Source organism: Longibacter salinarum (genome assembly GCF_002554795.1).
GTDB classification, from domain to species: domain Bacteria; phylum Bacteroidota; class Rhodothermia; order Rhodothermales; family Salinibacteraceae; genus Longibacter; species Longibacter salinarum.
Genome location: NZ_PDEQ01000004.1, coordinates 1 through 17,943 on the forward strand (window position 1 = coordinate 1; position 17,943 = coordinate 17,943).

Consider the following 17,943-nt stretch of genomic DNA (forward strand, 5'->3'; position numbering starts at 1 on the left):
GGTTTGGCGGCTATCGTCGCCTCATTCGAGACTATGAACGTCTTCCTGAAATGTCAGAAGCCATGGTCCGAGTGGCCATGATTAGACTCATGATCCGCCGCGTTACCTAATCCGCCAAACAGCTTCTCACACCTTCATACTTTCACACTTTCACACTTTCACACTTTCACACTTTCAAACCTATTCCTCTAGTTGATCCGGGAGGTCGTTTTCGTACAGCACGATGTCGCCTTCTCGCAGATAAGTCTGGAGAAACTCCTGTGCGTCGAATAGCGACGAGAAGACCTTGGTCTGGTGCTCCGGGAATCCGGCCTCGCGAAGGCCTTCACGGATGGGTTCCGTCTGATCCGGACCGACGAGAACAGCCAGGTCGAGCTTGTTTTCCGCGATGTGTACCCCGAATTGCTTGTTTTCACCCCATTGCCGCTCGCCCAACTCGACCATGCCTGGCGTCACGATGACGCGGCGGCCGCCATTCATCTGGCCCAGAATCTCTACGGCATTTCGAGCACCGACGGGATTTGAGTTGAATGCGTCGTCAATCACCGTGATGGCGCCGCGCTGACGGAGCTCAAGGCGATGCTCGACCGGGTCCACCCGCCGGATGGCGTGTGCCATGGCGCGGAGACGGAGCCCCATCGAGCGCGCGACGGCGATAGCGAGCAGAATGTTGACCACGTTGTGCCGCCCCAGCAGTCGGGTCCGAAATTCTGCCTCCGCCCCGGTGTCGTCCTGGACGGTGAATCGGGTACCGCTGGTGTCGTACGAAATGTTCGAAGCCGTGATTTTCGCGTCTGGATGGTCCTCCAGGCTAACGCCCCAGATCGGCCCGTCGGCTCGCTCCCGCATCGCTTCGACACGCGGATCATCTAGATTCAGTACGGCCGGTCCTCCCGGTGCCGTATGCTCAACAAGTGTCCCTTTCTCCTGCGCGATGGCGTCCTGCGTCCCCATCGTCTCGAGATGGGCGATGCCGATCGTCGTCACGACCGAGGTATCCGGTCGCGCGATATCCGTGAGCTCCTCGATGTCTCCCGGGTAGCGGATTCCGTACTCGAGAACCAGGACCTGATGCTCCGGCCGCAATTTGTTGTTTACGACAATGCAGATCCCCATTGGGGTGTTGTACGAACTCGGCGTCGCCAGCACATTAAACTTCTGACGCAGAAGCTCTGCCAGAATAAATTTGGTGCTCGTCTTCCCGTACGAGCCGGTGATGCCGATGACGTGCAAGTCGGAGCGTTCCTGAAGCTTCGCGCGGGCCTGCCGCTTGTATCCTTCTTGAATGCTCGTTTCGACCGGCGTCATCAGACCCGCGGCCATGGCGACCCAGATCGGTGCAGCAAGGTCAGCAACGAAGAGCCCCAGTAGGTACCAGAAAGCCCCGGAAGCATCTCCTGTGCCCCACCCGACCCATCCGCCGACAACGACGGGAATTGCCGACACCACGCCGGCCGTTACGGCAAGACGCGTCATGCGCGACGTGAACGCGAGCGGCTTCTTCTGCTGTGTGCTGCGATACCGCTTCGACGAGATAAACGCCCCGGTCCACAGCACGAACGCACCCGCGGCCACCCATCCGGGCGTCAAAAATGCAAACCCGGCCGCTGCGGCCAGCAAGATCGCGACACCAGCGACGTGCGAAACCCGGACGACGGCATCCGTGATGTGGCTCGTGCACCAGTTCGCAAAACGATCCAGCTTGTATGTTTCCAGCTGAAAGACGTGGAGGAAGAAGCGCACCCGGCGCATGGTGCGCCACCCGGCGAACAGGGAGGCCAGAAGAGCAAGGACGAGGAGCAGGACGGTCATGCGAGGCGTGCAGCAGAAGAACGAAGGGGCAGAAAGATGGGAGCCGACGGAGCAGCATGCCGTCTATCCAGATGCGGGATCGCCGTCCCGCTCCTTGTTGACACCGGCGTTTTCGAGGAAATAGCGGGTCGCGGACAAAACCGTCGAGGGTTCATCAAGATAACCGTAATGCCCTGCGCCCTCAAGCTCCACGACACCACAGTCCGACAACGCGTCTTTCAGGTGCTCAATCTGCGGTCGCGTGACGGCTGTATCCTCCGTTCCCCAGAAAATGAGTGTGGGTACATCGATACGATGAACGGGGCCATCCAGCGTGTGTGTGACGGTCTTGACGAACGTTTCACGCATGACACCAGAGGCCTGATTATAGTCGGTCGAACCAAGCGAGCGCCACAGAATCGTATGGCGGAGCCAGTCTTCAGCAGGTTCTCGCAGCGGCGACGGCAGAGCCATGACCGGAGCCTTCAGCGTCTTCGCCAATGTCGCCTTTGCACGCGTCGACCAGGACCGTTCCGGCGTGATGCCAGAGGGGCTAACGAGAACGAGTCGATCGACGACCTCAGCGTACGGATCAGTGGCCGCCATGTACAACCCGATGCGACCACCATTCGAATGACCGAAAATGGTCACCTTTCCTCCAATAACGTTGTTGATGTACGCCAAAAGCAGGTCTGCATGCTCTGGAACGCCCCATGGCTCCGGCGGCGGAGGCGACTCTCCATGTCCCGGCAAGTCAATATTATGTATCCTGAAGCGACCGGAGAGTCCATCCGCGACGGGCTGCATATTCCGGGCATTGCTACCCCACCCGTGAAGCAAAATTACGGGCGGGGCATCGACCGGACCGCTATCGTCGATATGTAGGTCCTGGTACGTCACAAAGAGAGCGGCAAAAGATGAGGAGCACGAGCAGATAGATCGTTCGGGAAACCATCCTGTTAAGGTAGCGTTCCACCTTCTTGAAACTCATCGTCACCCCGTCTCCGCCCCACGTACCGGTACGTTTTCGGTGCGTATCCTTCCATCAGTCCAAGATTGGTAAGGTCTGGCGTTGACGATCTCCGTTCCGCGTTGTATCCTCCCTAGCACTACTCGGAGGTTCGCGGAAACGAGTCCCCGAGGATCATCCCTCGCCGATGCCCTCGCATCGGTCTGTATCCCCTCGCGGTTCCTGCTGCCACCGTATGTAGCACATGTACGGTGAAAGCGAACGGATCCTAGCATGTCGTATCGCAATGATTCGTCACGCCGCATCAAGGATGCGTTGCATGTACCCGCCCCCGGGTTGTCACGTGCCGTCTTGGCACGATCAGCCATGGTCTGCGGATGTCGTGTGACGCCACCATGCCCGCCGGCAGCCTAACGACACACATGCATTCCTGCTGGCGAGGCTGATCGACGAGGTACCTCACGGCTTCCGCCGAGGTTCGTCGCGATCACCGTAGACCTGGAGTTAATTTTACCGTTCTCGCGGGATAGACGATGTTCGGGCCTGCTGGTCCATTGCCCGCCGAAGCCCCGTATGGCGAGGGGCCTTTACCCAGTTGCAGCATGGCATACGGTAGACGTTATAGCTGCACCACCTGACGGCCCGATGCATTCGCCGTTGCATGTCATGCAGGCATCGAGGTTCAACCTCGCTGGTTGAACACAGCCGGTGTCTGCCACGCGACATCTTAAGTACCTTTTTTATCTGGATCTTACACCCGTAGCATATCGGCGGCCGGCCGTCTTGGACCGGTATCTGTCGTACGCCCACCATGCTCCCCCGTCCCATAGGGCTACAGCACGAGCTTAGCGTACAGCGACGCGTCCACCTCATTCGGCTGCCGAGTCGATCAATCACCTTCTTTCCGTCTTATGTCAGATAAATCGTTTCGCCGGCTCCTCGAACTCATCGGTGATAAGAAGTACGGCTTCATGCGGGAAATGCGGCCTGACCTTCCCAAGGATGATGACGATCCGTTCATGCCGCCTCCGCTTATCCGCAAGTTCAATCTTCGAGACGGTGTTCTCATCGAAGGATCGCTGAAGCCCGGCCGCAAGGGTGGAATGCAGGTAGGTTGGATCGACACCGTGATGGGCGTTCCCCCGAAGGAATGGGCCCAGAAGAAAGACTTCGATCACGGCTCGATCATCTACCCGGATGAGAAGCTGAACCTCATCACCGGGCCGGAAGACATTTCGATGCGTGTCGTCGATCTCGTCGCCCCAATCGGAAAAGGGCAGCGGGCCTTGATCGTCGCGCCTCCGCGTGCTGGTAAAACCGTCCTGTTGAAGAAGATGGCGGCCGGTATTTCCCAGAATCACGAGGACGTCGAACTCGTCGCCCTCCTGGTTGACGAGCGTCCCGAAGAGGTCACGGATTTCCGCCGGACGACCAACGCACAGGTCTTCGCGTCGTCAAACGACCGCGGCGAAGACAACCACGTCCGCGTGTCGACCCTCGCCCACGAGTACGCCAAGCGCCTCGTCGAACTCGGCAAGGACGTCGTGATGCTCCTCGACTCGCTCACCCGTCTCGGGCGGACGTTCAACCTTGCCATTGATGGGAGCGGTCGTACCCTCTCCGGTGGCCTGGACGCGAAAGCTCTGAAGGTGCCACGTCAAATTTTTGGCGCCGCGCGAAATATTGAAGGCGGCGGGTCGCTCACCATCATCGCCACGGCGCTGATCGAAACCGGCAGCCGAATGGACGATGTGATCTTCGAGGAGTTCAAAGGCACGGGTAACTCCGAGATCGTGCTCGACCGCGAGATGGCCGATAAGCGCATCTACCCGGCGATCAACCTCCGCGAAAGCGGTACGCGAAACGAGGAACGCCTCCTCGGCCAGGCGCGCATCCAGAAGCACAACAAGCTCTTCCGCGCGCTCAACTCCCGTTCGCCGGTCGACGCGATGCAGGCGCTGCTCCGCCACCTGCGCAACAGCCCGACCAATCTGCACTTCCTCAACGAGTTTGTGCCGGAATAATACCGGTTCACATTCGAACGTCCACGTATCGTGGATGACGGCGGCTCAGCCTTTAGGGTTGAGCCGCTTTTCTATGATCTGCGCACGCGCCCAAGACCTGCGTACGATCGCATTCCGTCCAGATGGACGTCGACAAGTGCAAGTCGAAGCCAGACGCTGTTCCAGCGTACGTTATGTTTTCGGTCCGGCGTGGGTCTTACAGATAGGCGCCAAGCATATCCAGCGCCCCGAACCTACGATTCGAAGGCCTCTCCTGACGACACGCCCGCGACTGCATGTCCGAAACCACGAGCGAAGAATCCGTTGACGAACCGGCATCCGAACACACCCCTTCGAAGGAAACGACCAACGAACCCCTCGCCCCGCTCATGTACGTCCCGATTCACGAGTGGGACCCGGACGACCGCCCGCGCGAGAAGCTGATGCAACAGGGTCCGTCCGTACTCTCGGATGCTGAGCTCTTGGCCCTCCTTCTCGGGACGGGCACGCGGACGAGCGACGGACCGATCTCGGCCGTTCAACTTGGGCGTGCTGTGCTCAGCACCTTCGGTTCCCTCCACTCTCTTTCGAAGCGAGCGTTGAAGGAGCTCACGCGCGTCCCCGGGATTGGACCGGCGAAAGCGTCCACCCTGATGGCTGGATTTGAAATGGGTCGGCGCGCCGCCTCTCAGACATCCGGCGAACGCGTCCAGGTCACGTCCCCCGCAGATGTCGCCGCCGTCTACGGTCCGCTCATGCGCGACCTCAAAAAGGAAATCTTCAAGGTGGTCCATCTGAACACGGCGAATGTCATACTAAACGACTACACCGTCAGCGAAGGTGGACTTGCCGCCAGTATCGTCGAGCCGCGCGCCGTGTTTGAAAAAGCGATTCTCGACAACGCCGCCTCCGTCATCTGCCTGCACAATCACCCGTCCGGCAATCTGGAGCCGAGCCGCGAGGATATTCGCATTACGCGCCAGCTTGTGGATGCCGGCGGCCTGATGGGCATCCCGATTCAGGACCACATCATCATCGCGGGCGACAGCTTCACTTCTCTCGCCTCTCGAGGCGTCATCAGCTGACCCGTGCTCTGCTCACTGGTGTTGCCCTCACGCGGCACCACGTCAGCCGACGTTGTGGACCTCCCCGCGATGCTTCCACACTGTGGCGATTTCGTCGATGACCGACGCGACGACGTCGGGCTCCCGATCGGCATCGACCACGGCGTGAACCTGCTCGTACGCCGCGCGACGCTCCGACAGCATCTGCTCGATCCGCCGCCGCATGGCCTGCCGGGCGAGCGGCTGCTCATTCTCATCCTGAAGCAGCGGTCGGTGGTCTGCTTCATCCGCCACACGATCCAGGATGGTGTCCGCATCGACCTGTAGCGTCACGACGAGACCGTGCTCCATCGCCCAGTCTCGATTCTCTTTGCTCACGATCGTTCCTCCACCAAGTGAGACGACAACATCGTCGTTTTCAGCCGTCGCCCAGAGCGCTTTTGTCTCCCGCTGCCGGAAGCCGAGCTCACCCTCTATAGCAAAAATCTCCGGGACGGATCGGTTGGCTTCATCCTCGATGGCGTCATCCAAATCGAGAAAGTCGAGATCCCGACGCTCGGCGACGAGAGGACCAACGGTCGACTTCCCGCTCGCCATGAAACCGGACAGGTAAATGCGCATTGCGACAGGTGCTGTCTTATATGCCTGGTTCGATTCGGTCGATATGCCGCGCTTCAAACTTCTCATTGAGTATGATGGAACGGATTTCCATGGCTGGCAGATCCAGCCCGATGTTGTAACCGTACAGGGCGCGCTCGAAGACGCCCTGCAGACCATCTTCTCCGAGAGCATCCGGCTGACCGGGTCTGGACGCACCGATGCGGGTGTTCATGCTCGCGGTCAGATCGCGCACGTCGACCTCCCCGAGGGAACCGATCCATTCCGTCTCCGCGGCTCATTGAACGGTCTCACACCCGACGCCATCGCCGTTCGTCACATTGAGCAGACGCACGAAAGCTTTCACGCCCGATACGACGCCCGGCGTCGGCGCTATCACTACCACATCCACACCCAGCCCTGCGCGCTCGACCGGTTCACGCGCACCCTCGTGCGCCCCATTCCGGACGTGCAGCTCATGAACAAAGCCGCTCCCGACTTGCTCGGCGAACAGCACTTCGGTGCATTTTGCATCACGCAGTCCGACACAGAGAATCGCGTCTGCCATATGTACGAAGCGAACTGGGTCGAAGAAGAAAGACGCGGCTTCTGGCGTTTCGAAATTGAAGGCAATCGCTTCCTCCACGGAATGGTACGAGCGATTGTGGGCACACTCGTCGAAATCGGTCGGGGACAGCGCCCCGTCGACGACCTCCCGCGGCTGCTGTCCACACGTGACCGCCGGGAAGCCGGCCCGTCCATGCCGCCTGAGGGTCTGGTACTGGAGAACGTGGGATACGACTCACCCTCGGATCTGTAACTCTTACCGTAGGGCTACACGTTGTATTGGCGAGACTTCACGCAGGACACCACGCGTTTGGATCCTTTGTGGCGGATGAATCAACAGCCAGAAAGGGTAGACCTTGAGGAGGTCAGCGCCACTGTGGTGGCCGGAGACCGTCTGCCAAACCGCTTCTCTGACGTTCATCAACGCGCCCAACCATGAACGACCTATCGACCATTCTCCGATGGATCATCATCGGTATCCTTATCATGATCGGGCTCAGCGTCCTCGGCATTATCGCTGACATCGCGGTTGCCGTGCTCGGGTTCGGCATCAAGCTGCTCGCTCTTGTCCTGATCGCGGTGATCATTGTGAAGGTCGTCGACCGACTCCTCGGCTGAGCATCCCGCCTCAAGCTGAAATTCTGGGAGAACGAGAGCGTCCGAATCCTTCGGCACTTCTCTGCGATAGGTAGAAATTGGGCGTTCCGTAACCGAGGTTTTGTCTACGTGCTGAGCGACGTGACGCACAACCTCCAGTAATCTGGAAGCGGTTTCGGAGCAACATGCCCTCTGGATCGTTGAGCAACGACGGTTGACGGTTCGTCTTTTCATCAGCCCGTATCTCTCGTCCACTCCCTCATCAGTTCCTACCGTCTGTGTCTGTCGACGCCGCCTCCCCGCCCCGTACCGACGCCAGTTCACTCAGCGTAACCTCGGAAGCTGATTTACTGCGCCAGGTCATTGTTCACACGCCTGGCCACGAAATGGAGATGGTTTCTCCAAGCAATCGGCTGGAGCTCCTGTTTGACGACATTTTATACGTCGGCCACGCGAAAAAGGAGCACCTCCTGATGTGCGCGGTGTTCGAGAAAATCGTCGGCCATTCCGACGCCGTGCTGCAGATCGGGGAGTTGCTTCTCGAAGCCTTCCAGTCGGAGGACGCGCGATACGACTTCGTCGAGCGTCTCTGCCAGTCCTTGCCTGAAGCCAACCTGCAGGCCGTCGAGGACGACCTGAAACGACTCTCGCCGGAGGAACTGCATCGCTTCGCGCTGACGGGCGAGAGTGATCTGCCCGTCATGACGCTCCCCGTCCCCAACTTGATGTTCACGCGGGACCTCGCGGCGGTTGTGCACGATCGCATCATTATGAGCCACGCCGCGACCTCCGCACGCACGCGAGAGAGCATTATCATCCACGTCGTCCTCCACCACCATCCGCGGTTCGAGGACGTCCAGGACAACATCATCAAGCTACCCAAAGGGGTTACCTTCGAAGGTGGAGACCTCCTCGTCGCCTCTCCAGAAACCGTTCTTATCGGACACTCCGAGCGCACCTCGTTCGGTGCGATCATGGCGATTGCCCACGAGCTCTTCGAGCATACGCCGGTCGAGCACGTTCTGGCTGTGGATCTACCGAAGATCCGGGCGATGATGCACCTCGATACGGTGTTCACGTTCGCCTCGCCTGACGAGTGCGTCGTCTTCCCGCCCGTCATCGAAAATGACTCCTTCGGATACTGCGTTCACCTGACGGCGTCCGGCACGGAGGGCAAATTTGTGACGGACATGCGGCTCAGCTTTCGGTCGGCACTGGAGGAGTTGCTGGAGCGCGAAATCACATTTGTCAAGTGTGGTGGAGGGGAGCGTCTTCAGCAGGAACGAGAGCAGTGGACCGACGGTGCGAATGTGTTCACCGTAGGACCGGGCGCTATTATCGGGTATGAGCGAAACCGCCGCACCTTCGAGGGCCTACGCGACCGTGGCTATCGCGTGGTCAAAGCCGAAAGTTTCCTCTCCTACTTCGAGGACTCCGATTACACGCCCGGCGCTGAGAAATTGGCAATCCAGCTCGCCGGCACGGAGCTCTCGCGCGGTCGTGGCGGTCCCCGCTGCATGACACTCCCGATCGCTCGGACCACCAGCTAACCACTGTCGGCAGCGCCACGCTTCCACACGGTGATGACGCGCTCGACACTGTTTTTCTCACGCTCTCTCCGACCGATGTCGCTCGATCGCATGATGGAACCGGATCGCAAATGGATGCAGAAAGCGTTTCGCGAAGCCGAACGCGCGTTCGATGCAGACGAAGTCCCGGTGGGCGCCGTCGTTGTAAAGGACAACCAGATCATCGGGCGCGGCCATAATATGGTCGAGCAACTGAACGACCCGACGGCCCACGCTGAGATTATCGCGATTACGGCGGCCTGCGAGACGCTTGGCGAAAAGTTTCTTACCGACTGCACGCTCTACGTGACGCTCGAACCCTGCCCGATGTGCGCCGGCGCAATCGTACATTCGCGCCTGGACCGCCTCGTTTTCGGTGCGTTCGATGAAAAAGCGGGGGCTACCTCTACGCTGTATAACATCGTCCAGGACGATCGACTGAATCACCAGGTTGAGGTCGTCTCCGGGCTGGACAGTGAGCGCGCGGGCGGGATCTTGCGAGACTTCTTCCGTCAAAAACGCGAATCAGCCCGTCAAGAATAGGTCGAGGGAGCACATGAGAGTGTAACCCGTTCAGATCTTATCTGGCGGAGAGCTTTAGGCGATCCTACGGTACGGACCTCCCGACGGTCGGTCCTCGCGCCGCTCTCAACCTTAGGCTTCGGTGATTTCACAGGCCGTGCCTGCTGCATCCGTGCCAACCTATAACCATGCGGCCTAAGGATTAGGTATGGACGGCTGCGCTCACGTTTTCGCGGTCCATCCGCCAAACAGGTTATCAAACTCGCCACGCTTTTTACGACCCCTTCCTGCTGAACGCGATGTCTACGTTTTATTCTTCCTCGACGTACCTGAAGGTGTTTGCTGCCGGTATATTGATCGCAGCCGCCGGCATTCTCATCTACACGTTTATGCAACCCGACGCCGCATCGCAGGCTGGGCCTGCCTCGGCACGTAATTTCGAGGGGATCGCTGAGTCGGCGCCCACAATGACCGTTTACTCGAGTCCTACCTGTGGATGCTGCAGTAAATGGGTCGACCACCTTCGCGAAAATGGGTTTTCCGTCGAGAAGGTTAACATAACGGACCTCGGTCGCAAAAAGTCAGAGCTCGGCGTCCCCCGCAACCTTTCTTCCTGCCACACCGGCGTGATCGGAGATTACGTCATCGAGGGACATGTACCTGCCCAGCAGGTCAAGCGACTGCTCGCGATGGACGCAGACGTTCACGGACTCACCGTTCCCGGAATGCCCATCGGCTCGCCCGGTATGGAGCAGGGCGATCGCAAGGAACCGTACGACGTACTCGCATTCAACCCCGATGGGTCAACCGGACTCTTTGCCGAATACCACAAGTAGTTACAAGGTAGCATCTGTTGCCCCCCAAGGGACGCAAATCATCCGATCCCGCCTCCGCGACGTGCTGTTGTGGGGGCGGGATTTGTCTATACAGTCCCCTGCTCAGAAACCTTCCCGTCGCTCCTTCAACCGAATTCAGATGCGAGTTGACTTTTGACGAGATTGTAACGACCTTTTATTATCTGTTGTCCAGCCCCTTCTAGTCCACCGTACCGCAGTCATGAACGGGTCGGGATTGCAGATTCACTCGAGGATGTGGAGTCCCCGAAACCCGATGTCCCCAACTCGAGTGCCCCCTTCTTTCGTAGCTCCATTGGTCGCAGTGCTTCGTCCACGAGCAACGGCAAAAGCTGCCGGCGTCTGTTTCTTGCCGGTTCGCTGACACAGATGATAGCCAGATAGCTTTCGCGATTCGCTGGTCAAATGTGTAGGGTCTGATGGTCGCCTAGACCGATCTCGTTCCCTGGCGTCGATTGAGCTTGACGGCTCTGAGCCCCACAGAGCGCCCCAAGCGCCGAAGCGAAGCGAGTTGTAATCGTTTTCCTGTATACAGTACAGCATACGTGGGTATTCCAACCCACGCCGATGCATCGGTCGACTTCCATCTTCCTGATCTACTGATGACCGCTCATCCATTTACGCCGCTTTCCTCTGAGAATAGTGACGATGTCGACCGTGCGGAATCGACCGGGAATATCGTGTTCGCCTCAGCAGGAAGCGACCGTCCGAAGCAAATCGGCACCAATGCGGTCGTCGACGGCATTGACCCGGGACCGGAGCATGCCTTCGACCGGATCGCAGAGTTAGCCGCACACCTGTTCGATACGCACTCAGCATTCATTTCGCTTATCGAGGAGAACCACCTGTGGTTCAAGGCTGCTGTTGGCATTGACGGAAACGTATGCCCGCTCGAGACCTCTTTTTGCATCCACGCATTTGAAGCCCGCGATGTCCTCGTCGTACCCGATGCCAGTCAGGATGATCGGTTCGCGAACAACCCGCTGGTGACAGCAACGCCTGGCATCCGCTTTTACGTCGGGACGCCCCTCATCACCGACGAGGGCGACATCATTGGATCAATCTGTGTTCTGGATCCGGAGCCGCGCAACGAACCGGTCGACTCGGAGAAGATCCAGCATCTCCTCCATCTCGCTGACGTCGTGATGGACGAACTTGAACTCCGCCGTGAGATTCGCCGCAGAGAAGATCGAGAGCGGGAATTGCGCGACGCGCGCAACAAAGCGGAATCCGCAAAAGAGACGATGTCTCAGTTCTTTGCCGGCATCACGCACGATCTGCGAACGCCGCTGACGCGCATCTTGCTCTTCAACGATCTGCTCGAACGCGTGATCGAGGAACCGCGTCCGGGCAAGAGCGGACAAGAGTACATTGAAAAAATTCGCGGCGCAGGAACGCGAATGAACCGGCTAATCACATCCCTTCTCGAGCTCGCTGAACTCCGTTCCGGGCGTCTCGAACTCGAACTCGTTCCAGTGAACGTCCTCGATATTGTGACGGCTGCGTGTGAGGGCGTCGAAATGATGACGGAGTCTCAGGTCGACCGCCTCTCGATGCATGTACCCGATGCCCCCCTCTTCGCGCGCGCTGATAGTAGCGCCCTGACGCGCGTCATGGACAACCTCATCGGCAACGCGATCAAGCACACAGGACCGGACGATCAGGTTCATGTAACGTTACGTCTGCCCAAGACGAGCCAGGGCGGCGATAGTCGAGAGGAAACGATGCTTAACGTGTCGGGAGATGGATCTCCGCAGCGTAGGGGCATCGCATTTAGCAAGGATGTCCGAGAGCTACCTGCGCGCGGCCCGGGAGCCAATGACAATCCGGGCGAGATGACGCATATCGATGATCCGAGCATTTTGATCGAGATCGCTGATAATGGTCCCGGTATCCCGGACGAGCTAATCGACACACTATTTGATCCGTATACGCGCGGACCAAAACGTCGCGATGGCGAAAACGACTCGTCGTCCACCGGCGTGGGGCTCGGACTCGCAATCACGAGTGATCTGGTTCAAGCTATGAACGGTGCAATCCACGTGCATACGAGCGAGGGCATCGGGACGTGTTTCCACATCCACCTGCCAGCGGTTCCGCTGGACTAGGCTGAACACTCTCCACACGGTACGCGCGGCCGGTTGATTCCAAAGCGACGTCGTTCTTCATCGACGCAACTCGGCTACGCCTGCGTCGAACGCCTTTCTGCGCATCCCTCCGTCTCGCGCTCACTGGGTCCGCTGGCGGTTGGGACAAAAAGCCTAACCGTCCTGTGCACGACGCTTGGCAAATGTCGTGGCCGCTACACGTTGTAGTTAAAGTCGGGCCATTCGTCTGGCTCCCAGGAGTTCTCGCTCGTGGATTCCTGGGCTTCTTCCTCTTCCAGAATGGATTCAAGAATGTCCCAAGCCATTGGTTCGTCGTCGTCAGACGAACCGTCCCACTCGGTCTGTGCAACGTCAGCCGCCACCCGTGCCTCGCGCTCCGGATCGGGAGCGTCACTGGATCGCTCGAAGGCCTCGTCGTCCTCACGCGGGAACGACCAGAGCGTTCGACCTTCTGGCTGAGGATCGGCGTCATCGTCCGGCCACTGCGCCCAGGTCTCGTCTGCATCGGTATCCGCTGTTGCACTGCGACTCCCGTTCGATGAACGGGATGGCCCGGTGGCTGCCATCTTTGGGGCACGACCCGACTGTGCCTTTCCATCGCCCGTCGACTCACCAAACGACCAGAGTGAGCGAGCACCGGTATCCGATGTCGCGTACTCTGGCTCTTCGGTTTGCTGCGGACGCCGAATACGCTGCTCGTGCTCGGGAACGAAGTCTTCTGCCTCCTCCGTCACTGGCTCGATCGCTTCCTCTTCTACAGATTCCTTTACCCGTTCATCGGGCTTGAGGAAGAGAATGAGCGGCGTCCAGACCATCACGGTGAGCATTGATACCCCGAGGTGAATGCTCCAACGTGCTGCCTCCTCCGGCACGATGACCAGCATGGAAAGGCTCGCAAATGTCCATATCACGAGACCGACCTCAACCGCAACACCGACCAGCCACATAATATAGGGACGACGCCTTTTCGCTGTATCGGACCGCTCCTCGGCGTTCTTTCGGGACGAAAGCATCGCCGGGGCCGCGAGGGCCAACGTAAGCGTTGAAGCAACAAGCGCAGCGGTCAGAGCACCAGCATGGTCGGGGAAAATATAGACGGCGACCAAACTGCTAATGGGAACGGCAAACGGAAGCGCGACTCTCATAGATGGACAGGCATCTTTACGGGGGGCGCAGGCGGCGATCCGTGTACATCGGACACGACATTCCCGCGGAGTTACTGTGGTAACGAAACCAAGCCCAGCATCACTCGCATCATCTTTTGGATGACCGACGGTGGGCGAAAGCACCGTAGCATGGTCGACAGCAAATCCAGGGCTCGACTCCGTACGGATGAGCTCGAAGGTGGGTACGGGATTGAACGGATCCGCGTCCATGTGCCCATACGATCATCTCGGCACGCACCCGACATCCGTGGTCCTTTCGCAGGGGGATGCGTACCAGCAACCGCGCCCGGCGTCCGGCACTGCCGAATGCCCATTCTCCCGCCGGACGAGTGGACAAACCATCTGACGATGCTCAATCCGAGATCCACACGGCGTTGCGAACATTGTCTCTCGGCGTTTCCGATTCCGTGTTCGTACCATCTGTCCAACGGAATCCATATGCGTCGCTTGCAAGCCATAAGGTGACATCGACCCTGCAGCACAGGCACGTCGACACATTGCGAGACGTTCACGCGAACACTCACCACCCGAGAAACTGCGGGGAACGAGTGACGGTTTAGCCGACGTGACTTTCTGAAAGCAACGAAGCAACCTATGCTCGACGTCATCATCATCGGTGCAGGCCCCGTCGGCCTCGCGTGCGGTATTGAAGCCAAGCGGCGTAATCTGAACGCACGCATCTTCGATAAAGGAGCGCTCTGCAACTCTTTTATCGGCTACCCCACGCAAATGGAGTTTTTCTCGACGCCGGAACGCCTTGAAATCGGCGGGTACCCGTTCTCCACGCGGGAATACAAGCCACGCCGCGAGGAGGCGCTCGATTACTACCGGCGCGTTGCGACAACAGAAAACCTCGACATTGCGCTGTACGAAGGTGTCTCGACCGTGAACGGCGGCGATGGAAATTTCACCGTCGTCACGGAAAAAGACGATTACCGCGCTCGCAAAGTCATCGTCGCAACTGGGTTCTACGACATTCCGAACCGCCTGGACGTGCCGGGCGAGGACCTAGACAAGGTCACGCATTACTTTAAGGAGCCCTATCCGTACGCTCTCACCGATGTCGCCATCGTCGGCGCAGCGAACTCTGCCGTAAAAGCAGCCCTTGCCTGCTTTCGGCACGAGGCGAACGTAACCATGATCGTGCGGGACAGTGGGATCGACGACACCGTGAAGTACTGGCTGAAACCCGATATCGAGAATCGGATTCGGGAAGGAAGCATCGATGCACTTTTCGACAGCGAGGTCTCAGCCATCACGCCGACGTCGCTTATCGTTGATACGCCAGACGGAACGAAGGAGATCGATAACGACTTCGTCCTCGCCATGACCGGATATCGACCGAATTACGCGATGCTCGAATCGTTCGGCATTGCTATTCGAGACGATGAGGCACGAACGCCCGTGCACGACGAGGAAGGGAAAACCTTCGAAACCAACCGTTCCGGACTCTATCTCGCAGGAACGGTCTGCGGCGGATGCGATACGTCCCGGTGGTTCATCGAAAACGGCCGATTCCATGCTGAGAGAATCGTGGACCACGCAGCTGCACATCTTCAGGAATCGGTTGCGGTCGACGCGTAATCGCCAGCGTCTTGGTCAGAAATCCAGTGACATAGAAAACGCGACGACCCCGTCCGGGCCGTCGCGTTTCTGTTTTTCTTCAATCTACAAGCCGCTGCTAACGGATTTTAACGGATCGAACGTCTTCGACCCCATCAAGGGATGCGATCTCTTCGAGCACAGCAGCAGGGACCTCGTCATCCACGCTCACCGCGGTCAGCGCCATCTCACCGCGTGCCTTCCGGCCGAGCGCCAGCGCACCGATGTTCACGTTGGCCTTCGCCAGCAGATCTCCGACCGTCGCTAGCATGCCGGGACGATCAACGTTGCGGTATAGAATCATCTCTCCTTCCGGCTTCGCCTCCAGTTCGTAGGTGTCGATCCGGACGATGCGCAGATCCGTTCCATGGAAGATGGTCCCGGCCACGACGTGCGTCTCGTCTCCGGCTTTGACCTCGACCTCAATTAAGTTCGTATAGCTACCGTGCTCGGCCTCTCGGGTCTCACTGAAGCGGAGCCCCATGTCTTCAGCAAGCACCGGTGCATTGATGAAGTTGACCGGCTCGTCGGCCCACTGGTTGAGCACGCCCCGAAGTGCTGCGACTGATAGAACCTCCGCGTACCGACGCGGCACTTCACCGCGACACTTCACCGTCAGGCTCTGTGCGTTTCCTTCCATGAGCTGGTAGGCGATCTGCCCGAGGCGGTCGGCCAGCTCCAGATATGTTTGCACCTCCGGCTGCGCGGCCATCCGAATCGCCATGCCGTTCACCGGTGTCATCACGGGTTCTCCCATCAACCCGTTGATCACCTGCTCCGTGATCTGCTGGGCGACCTTCTCCTGCGCCGCCCCGGTCGTCGCGGCAATATGCGGTGTCGCAACCACATTCGGATGCTGAATAAGCTCGGTGAGCTCCTCGGGGGGCGGCTCCTTCGAGTAAACGTCGAGAGCCGCGCCGGCAACCTTCCCGGCCTTGAGCGCATCGAGAAGCGCCATCTCGTCGACGATGCCCCCGCGTGCACAGTTCACGACGCGTACGCCGTCCTTGCAGCGCTCAAAGGCCTCGGTTCCCAGCAGACCTCGCGTCTCCTCATTCATCGGCGTATGAATCGTGATGAAGTCGCTGTTTTCGATCAGTGTATCGAGATCGACGAGCTCGATGTCATGGCGCGCAGCGACCTCCTCTGACACCAGCGGGTCAAATCCCAGGAGCTTCATGCCGAAGCCCTGCATGCGCTCGGCTACGGCTCGTCCAACTTTGCCAACCCCGACGATTCCGAGCGTCTTGCTGTGGAGCTCCGAGCCGGAGAACTTCTTCCGCTCCCACTTTCCACTCAACAGCGACCGATTGGCCTGCGGGATGGTGCGAGCAAGCGCCTGCATCATCGCCGTGGTATGCTCCGCCGTCGAGATGGTATTTCCGTCCGGCGCGTTGCACACGAGGACGCCTTTGCGCGTGGCAGCATCCAGATCGATGTTGTCAACGCCGACCCCGGCTCGTCCGATGACCTCCAGGTTGTCGGCCAGTTCGATCAACTCGGCCGTGACGGTCGTGCCACTTCGAACGATCCACCCATTGGCAGATGAGACGTGCTCTCGAAGCGTCTCTTCGTCGTACTCAAGAAGCAAATCTACCTCGAACCCCTTGTTCTCCAGCATGTCGGTGCAGACCGGATCGACGGGGTCCGTAATCAGAACTGTATGAGGCATAAAGCCGGGCTCAGATTTCGTGGGAAGAAAGGCAAGACCGTACGCTTGTAAGGAAGCCACCGTTGCCGTCGAACGCAGGAGGCGCTCCGTAAAGAAACCGCCAACTCTGCACACAGTCTCCACCCAAATCCGGCCTGCTCTCCACGGAAGCGCTTCCGATGCACGTAACGGAGCCCGGGCGGACCCTACGGCTCCCGGCGCTGGCTATCCCAGAAAGTCTCGCAGCCATCCCCGCATCTCCTTGATCCCGCGTCCGGACTTCGAAGACGTGAGAATAATTGGAACGGACCGTCCGACCTCCTCCAGACGTTTCTCCAGACGCTGGACCGTTTTAAAGCGCTCGTTTCCAGAGAGCTTGTCAGCCTTCGTTAAAGCGATGAGATACGGCACATCACTCCCCCGCATGAAGTCGATCAGGTCCTCGTCCTGCTCCATCGGAGGATGCCGGCTATCGATCAGGTGAACGACCGCACGCAGCGTCTGCCGTTCGTCTAGATACTGCTCGATCAGGTTTGCCCATTTCTCCCGCATGCTCTTCGAGACGCGGGCGTAGCCGTATCCCGGTAGGTCGACGAAGTAGTACTTCCCATCGATGAGAAAGAAATTGAACTCCGTCGTCTTGCCGGGGCGCTTGCTGACGTACGCAAGCTTTTTGCGGCTCATCACTGCGTTCAGCATCGAGCTTTTCCCAACATTGGACCGACCAACGAAGGCAATCTCTGGGCGGCCGTCGCGAGGCAATTGCTTCCACGAAACAACCCCTTTCGTAAATTCTGCTTTGTCAAACATGATGTAATGCGAAGGGCTAAATGCGGAAGGCGAAATGGAAGTGCGAACGCTTCGGTATGCGGAGGCGAGCCGA

The 17,943-nt window shown here is 58.9% G+C and carries 15 protein-coding genes and 1 pseudogene; 10 read left to right on the plus strand and 6 right to left on the minus strand.

Features of this window, described 5'->3' with window-relative positions:
- Nucleotides 1-110, plus strand: a pseudogene (locus CRI94_RS17880) (IS5/IS1182 family transposase); the annotation flags it as partial.
- Nucleotides 111-180: 70 nt separating this feature from the next.
- On the opposite strand, the gene CRI94_RS08465 reads toward CRI94_RS17880, so the two are convergent.
- Together CRI94_RS08465 and CRI94_RS08470 are read right to left on the minus strand one after the other, a co-directional pair.
- On the minus strand, nt 181-1,812 hold the full coding sequence (locus CRI94_RS08465; RefSeq protein ID WP_098075273.1) for a UDP-N-acetylmuramoyl-tripeptide--D-alanyl-D-alanine ligase: 1,632 nt from the start codon (nt 1,810-1,812) through the stop codon (nt 181-183).
- A 63-nt stretch (nt 1,813-1,875) separates the two neighbouring features.
- A complete protein-coding gene (locus CRI94_RS08470) occupies nt 1,876-2,691 on the minus strand; it encodes an alpha/beta fold hydrolase (RefSeq protein ID WP_098075274.1) in 816 nt (271 codons plus the stop codon).
- A gap of 981 nt (nt 2,692-3,672) precedes the next feature.
- Here CRI94_RS08470 and rho point away from each other — a divergent pair.
- The gene (gene rho / locus CRI94_RS08475) at nt 3,673-4,785 is read left to right on the plus strand and encodes a transcription termination factor Rho (protein WP_098075275.1); all 1,113 of its coding nucleotides are present in this window, start codon (nt 3,673-3,675) and stop codon (nt 4,783-4,785) included.
- Nucleotides 4,786-5,060: 275 nt separating this feature from the next.
- Entirely contained in the window at nt 5,061-5,849 is a 789-nt protein-coding gene (radC, locus tag CRI94_RS08480) for a RadC family protein (protein WP_245846130.1), read from the plus strand.
- A gap of 42 nt (nt 5,850-5,891) precedes the next feature.
- Here radC and CRI94_RS08485 read toward each other — a convergent pair whose 3' ends face one another.
- Complete coding sequence (locus CRI94_RS08485; RefSeq protein ID WP_179862219.1) at nt 5,892-6,449, minus strand: shikimate kinase; 558 nt, start codon at nt 6,447-6,449, stop codon at nt 5,892-5,894.
- 43 nt (nt 6,450-6,492) lie between these two features.
- On the opposite strand from CRI94_RS08485, the gene truA reads away from it, so the two are divergent.
- The 6 genes from truA to CRI94_RS08515 all read left to right on the plus strand — a co-directional run bounded on the left by truA (nt 6,493) and on the right by CRI94_RS08515 (nt 12,641).
- On the plus strand, nt 6,493-7,245 hold the full coding sequence (truA, locus tag CRI94_RS08490) for a tRNA pseudouridine(38-40) synthase TruA (RefSeq protein ID WP_098075583.1): 753 nt from the start codon (nt 6,493-6,495) through the stop codon (nt 7,243-7,245).
- A 182-nt stretch (nt 7,246-7,427) separates the two neighbouring features.
- The gene (locus tag CRI94_RS08495; protein WP_098075277.1) at nt 7,428-7,610 is read left to right on the plus strand and encodes a hypothetical protein; all 183 of its coding nucleotides are present in this window, start codon (nt 7,428-7,430) and stop codon (nt 7,608-7,610) included.
- A gap of 257 nt (nt 7,611-7,867) precedes the next feature.
- Nucleotides 7,868-9,139: an arginine deiminase gene (locus CRI94_RS08500; protein WP_245846131.1), complete on the plus strand. Its 1,272-nt coding sequence runs from the start codon at nt 7,868-7,870 to the stop codon at nt 9,137-9,139.
- Nucleotides 9,140-9,214: 75 nt separating this feature from the next.
- Nucleotides 9,215-9,700, plus strand: a complete 486-nt coding sequence (tadA, locus tag CRI94_RS08505; RefSeq protein WP_098075584.1) for a tRNA adenosine(34) deaminase TadA — start codon at nt 9,215-9,217, stop codon at nt 9,698-9,700.
- 278 nt (nt 9,701-9,978) lie between these two features.
- A complete protein-coding gene (locus tag CRI94_RS08510) occupies nt 9,979-10,515 on the plus strand; it encodes a DUF411 domain-containing protein (RefSeq protein WP_098075279.1) in 537 nt (178 codons plus the stop codon).
- 563 nt (nt 10,516-11,078) lie between these two features.
- Complete coding sequence (locus tag CRI94_RS08515) at nt 11,079-12,641, plus strand: GAF domain-containing sensor histidine kinase (RefSeq protein WP_098075280.1); 1,563 nt, start codon at nt 11,079-11,081, stop codon at nt 12,639-12,641.
- Nucleotides 12,642-12,835: 194 nt separating this feature from the next.
- Here the strand turns inward: CRI94_RS08515 and CRI94_RS08520 are convergent, their stop codons facing one another.
- Complete coding sequence (locus tag CRI94_RS08520; RefSeq protein ID WP_143815345.1) at nt 12,836-13,786, minus strand: hypothetical protein; 951 nt, start codon at nt 13,784-13,786, stop codon at nt 12,836-12,838.
- A gap of 615 nt (nt 13,787-14,401) precedes the next feature.
- On the opposite strand from CRI94_RS08520, the gene CRI94_RS08525 reads away from it, so the two are divergent.
- Nucleotides 14,402-15,391 carry a YpdA family putative bacillithiol disulfide reductase gene (locus CRI94_RS08525; RefSeq protein WP_098075282.1) on the plus strand — a complete coding sequence of 330 codons (990 nt, stop codon included), beginning with the start codon at nt 14,402-14,404 and terminating at the stop codon, nt 15,389-15,391.
- Nucleotides 15,392-15,488: 97 nt separating this feature from the next.
- On the opposite strand, the gene serA is transcribed toward CRI94_RS08525, so the two are convergent.
- Nucleotides 15,489-17,081, minus strand: coding sequence for a phosphoglycerate dehydrogenase (serA, locus tag CRI94_RS08530; protein WP_098075283.1), 1,593 nt, complete (start codon nt 17,079-17,081; stop codon nt 15,489-15,491).
- A 204-nt stretch (nt 17,082-17,285) separates the two neighbouring features.
- Nucleotides 17,286-17,870 (minus strand): ribosome biogenesis GTP-binding protein YihA/YsxC, encoded by a 585-nt coding sequence (yihA, locus tag CRI94_RS08535; protein ID WP_098075284.1) that lies wholly within the window; start codon nt 17,868-17,870, stop codon nt 17,286-17,288.
- Nucleotides 17,871-17,943 lie beyond the last annotated feature (73 nt).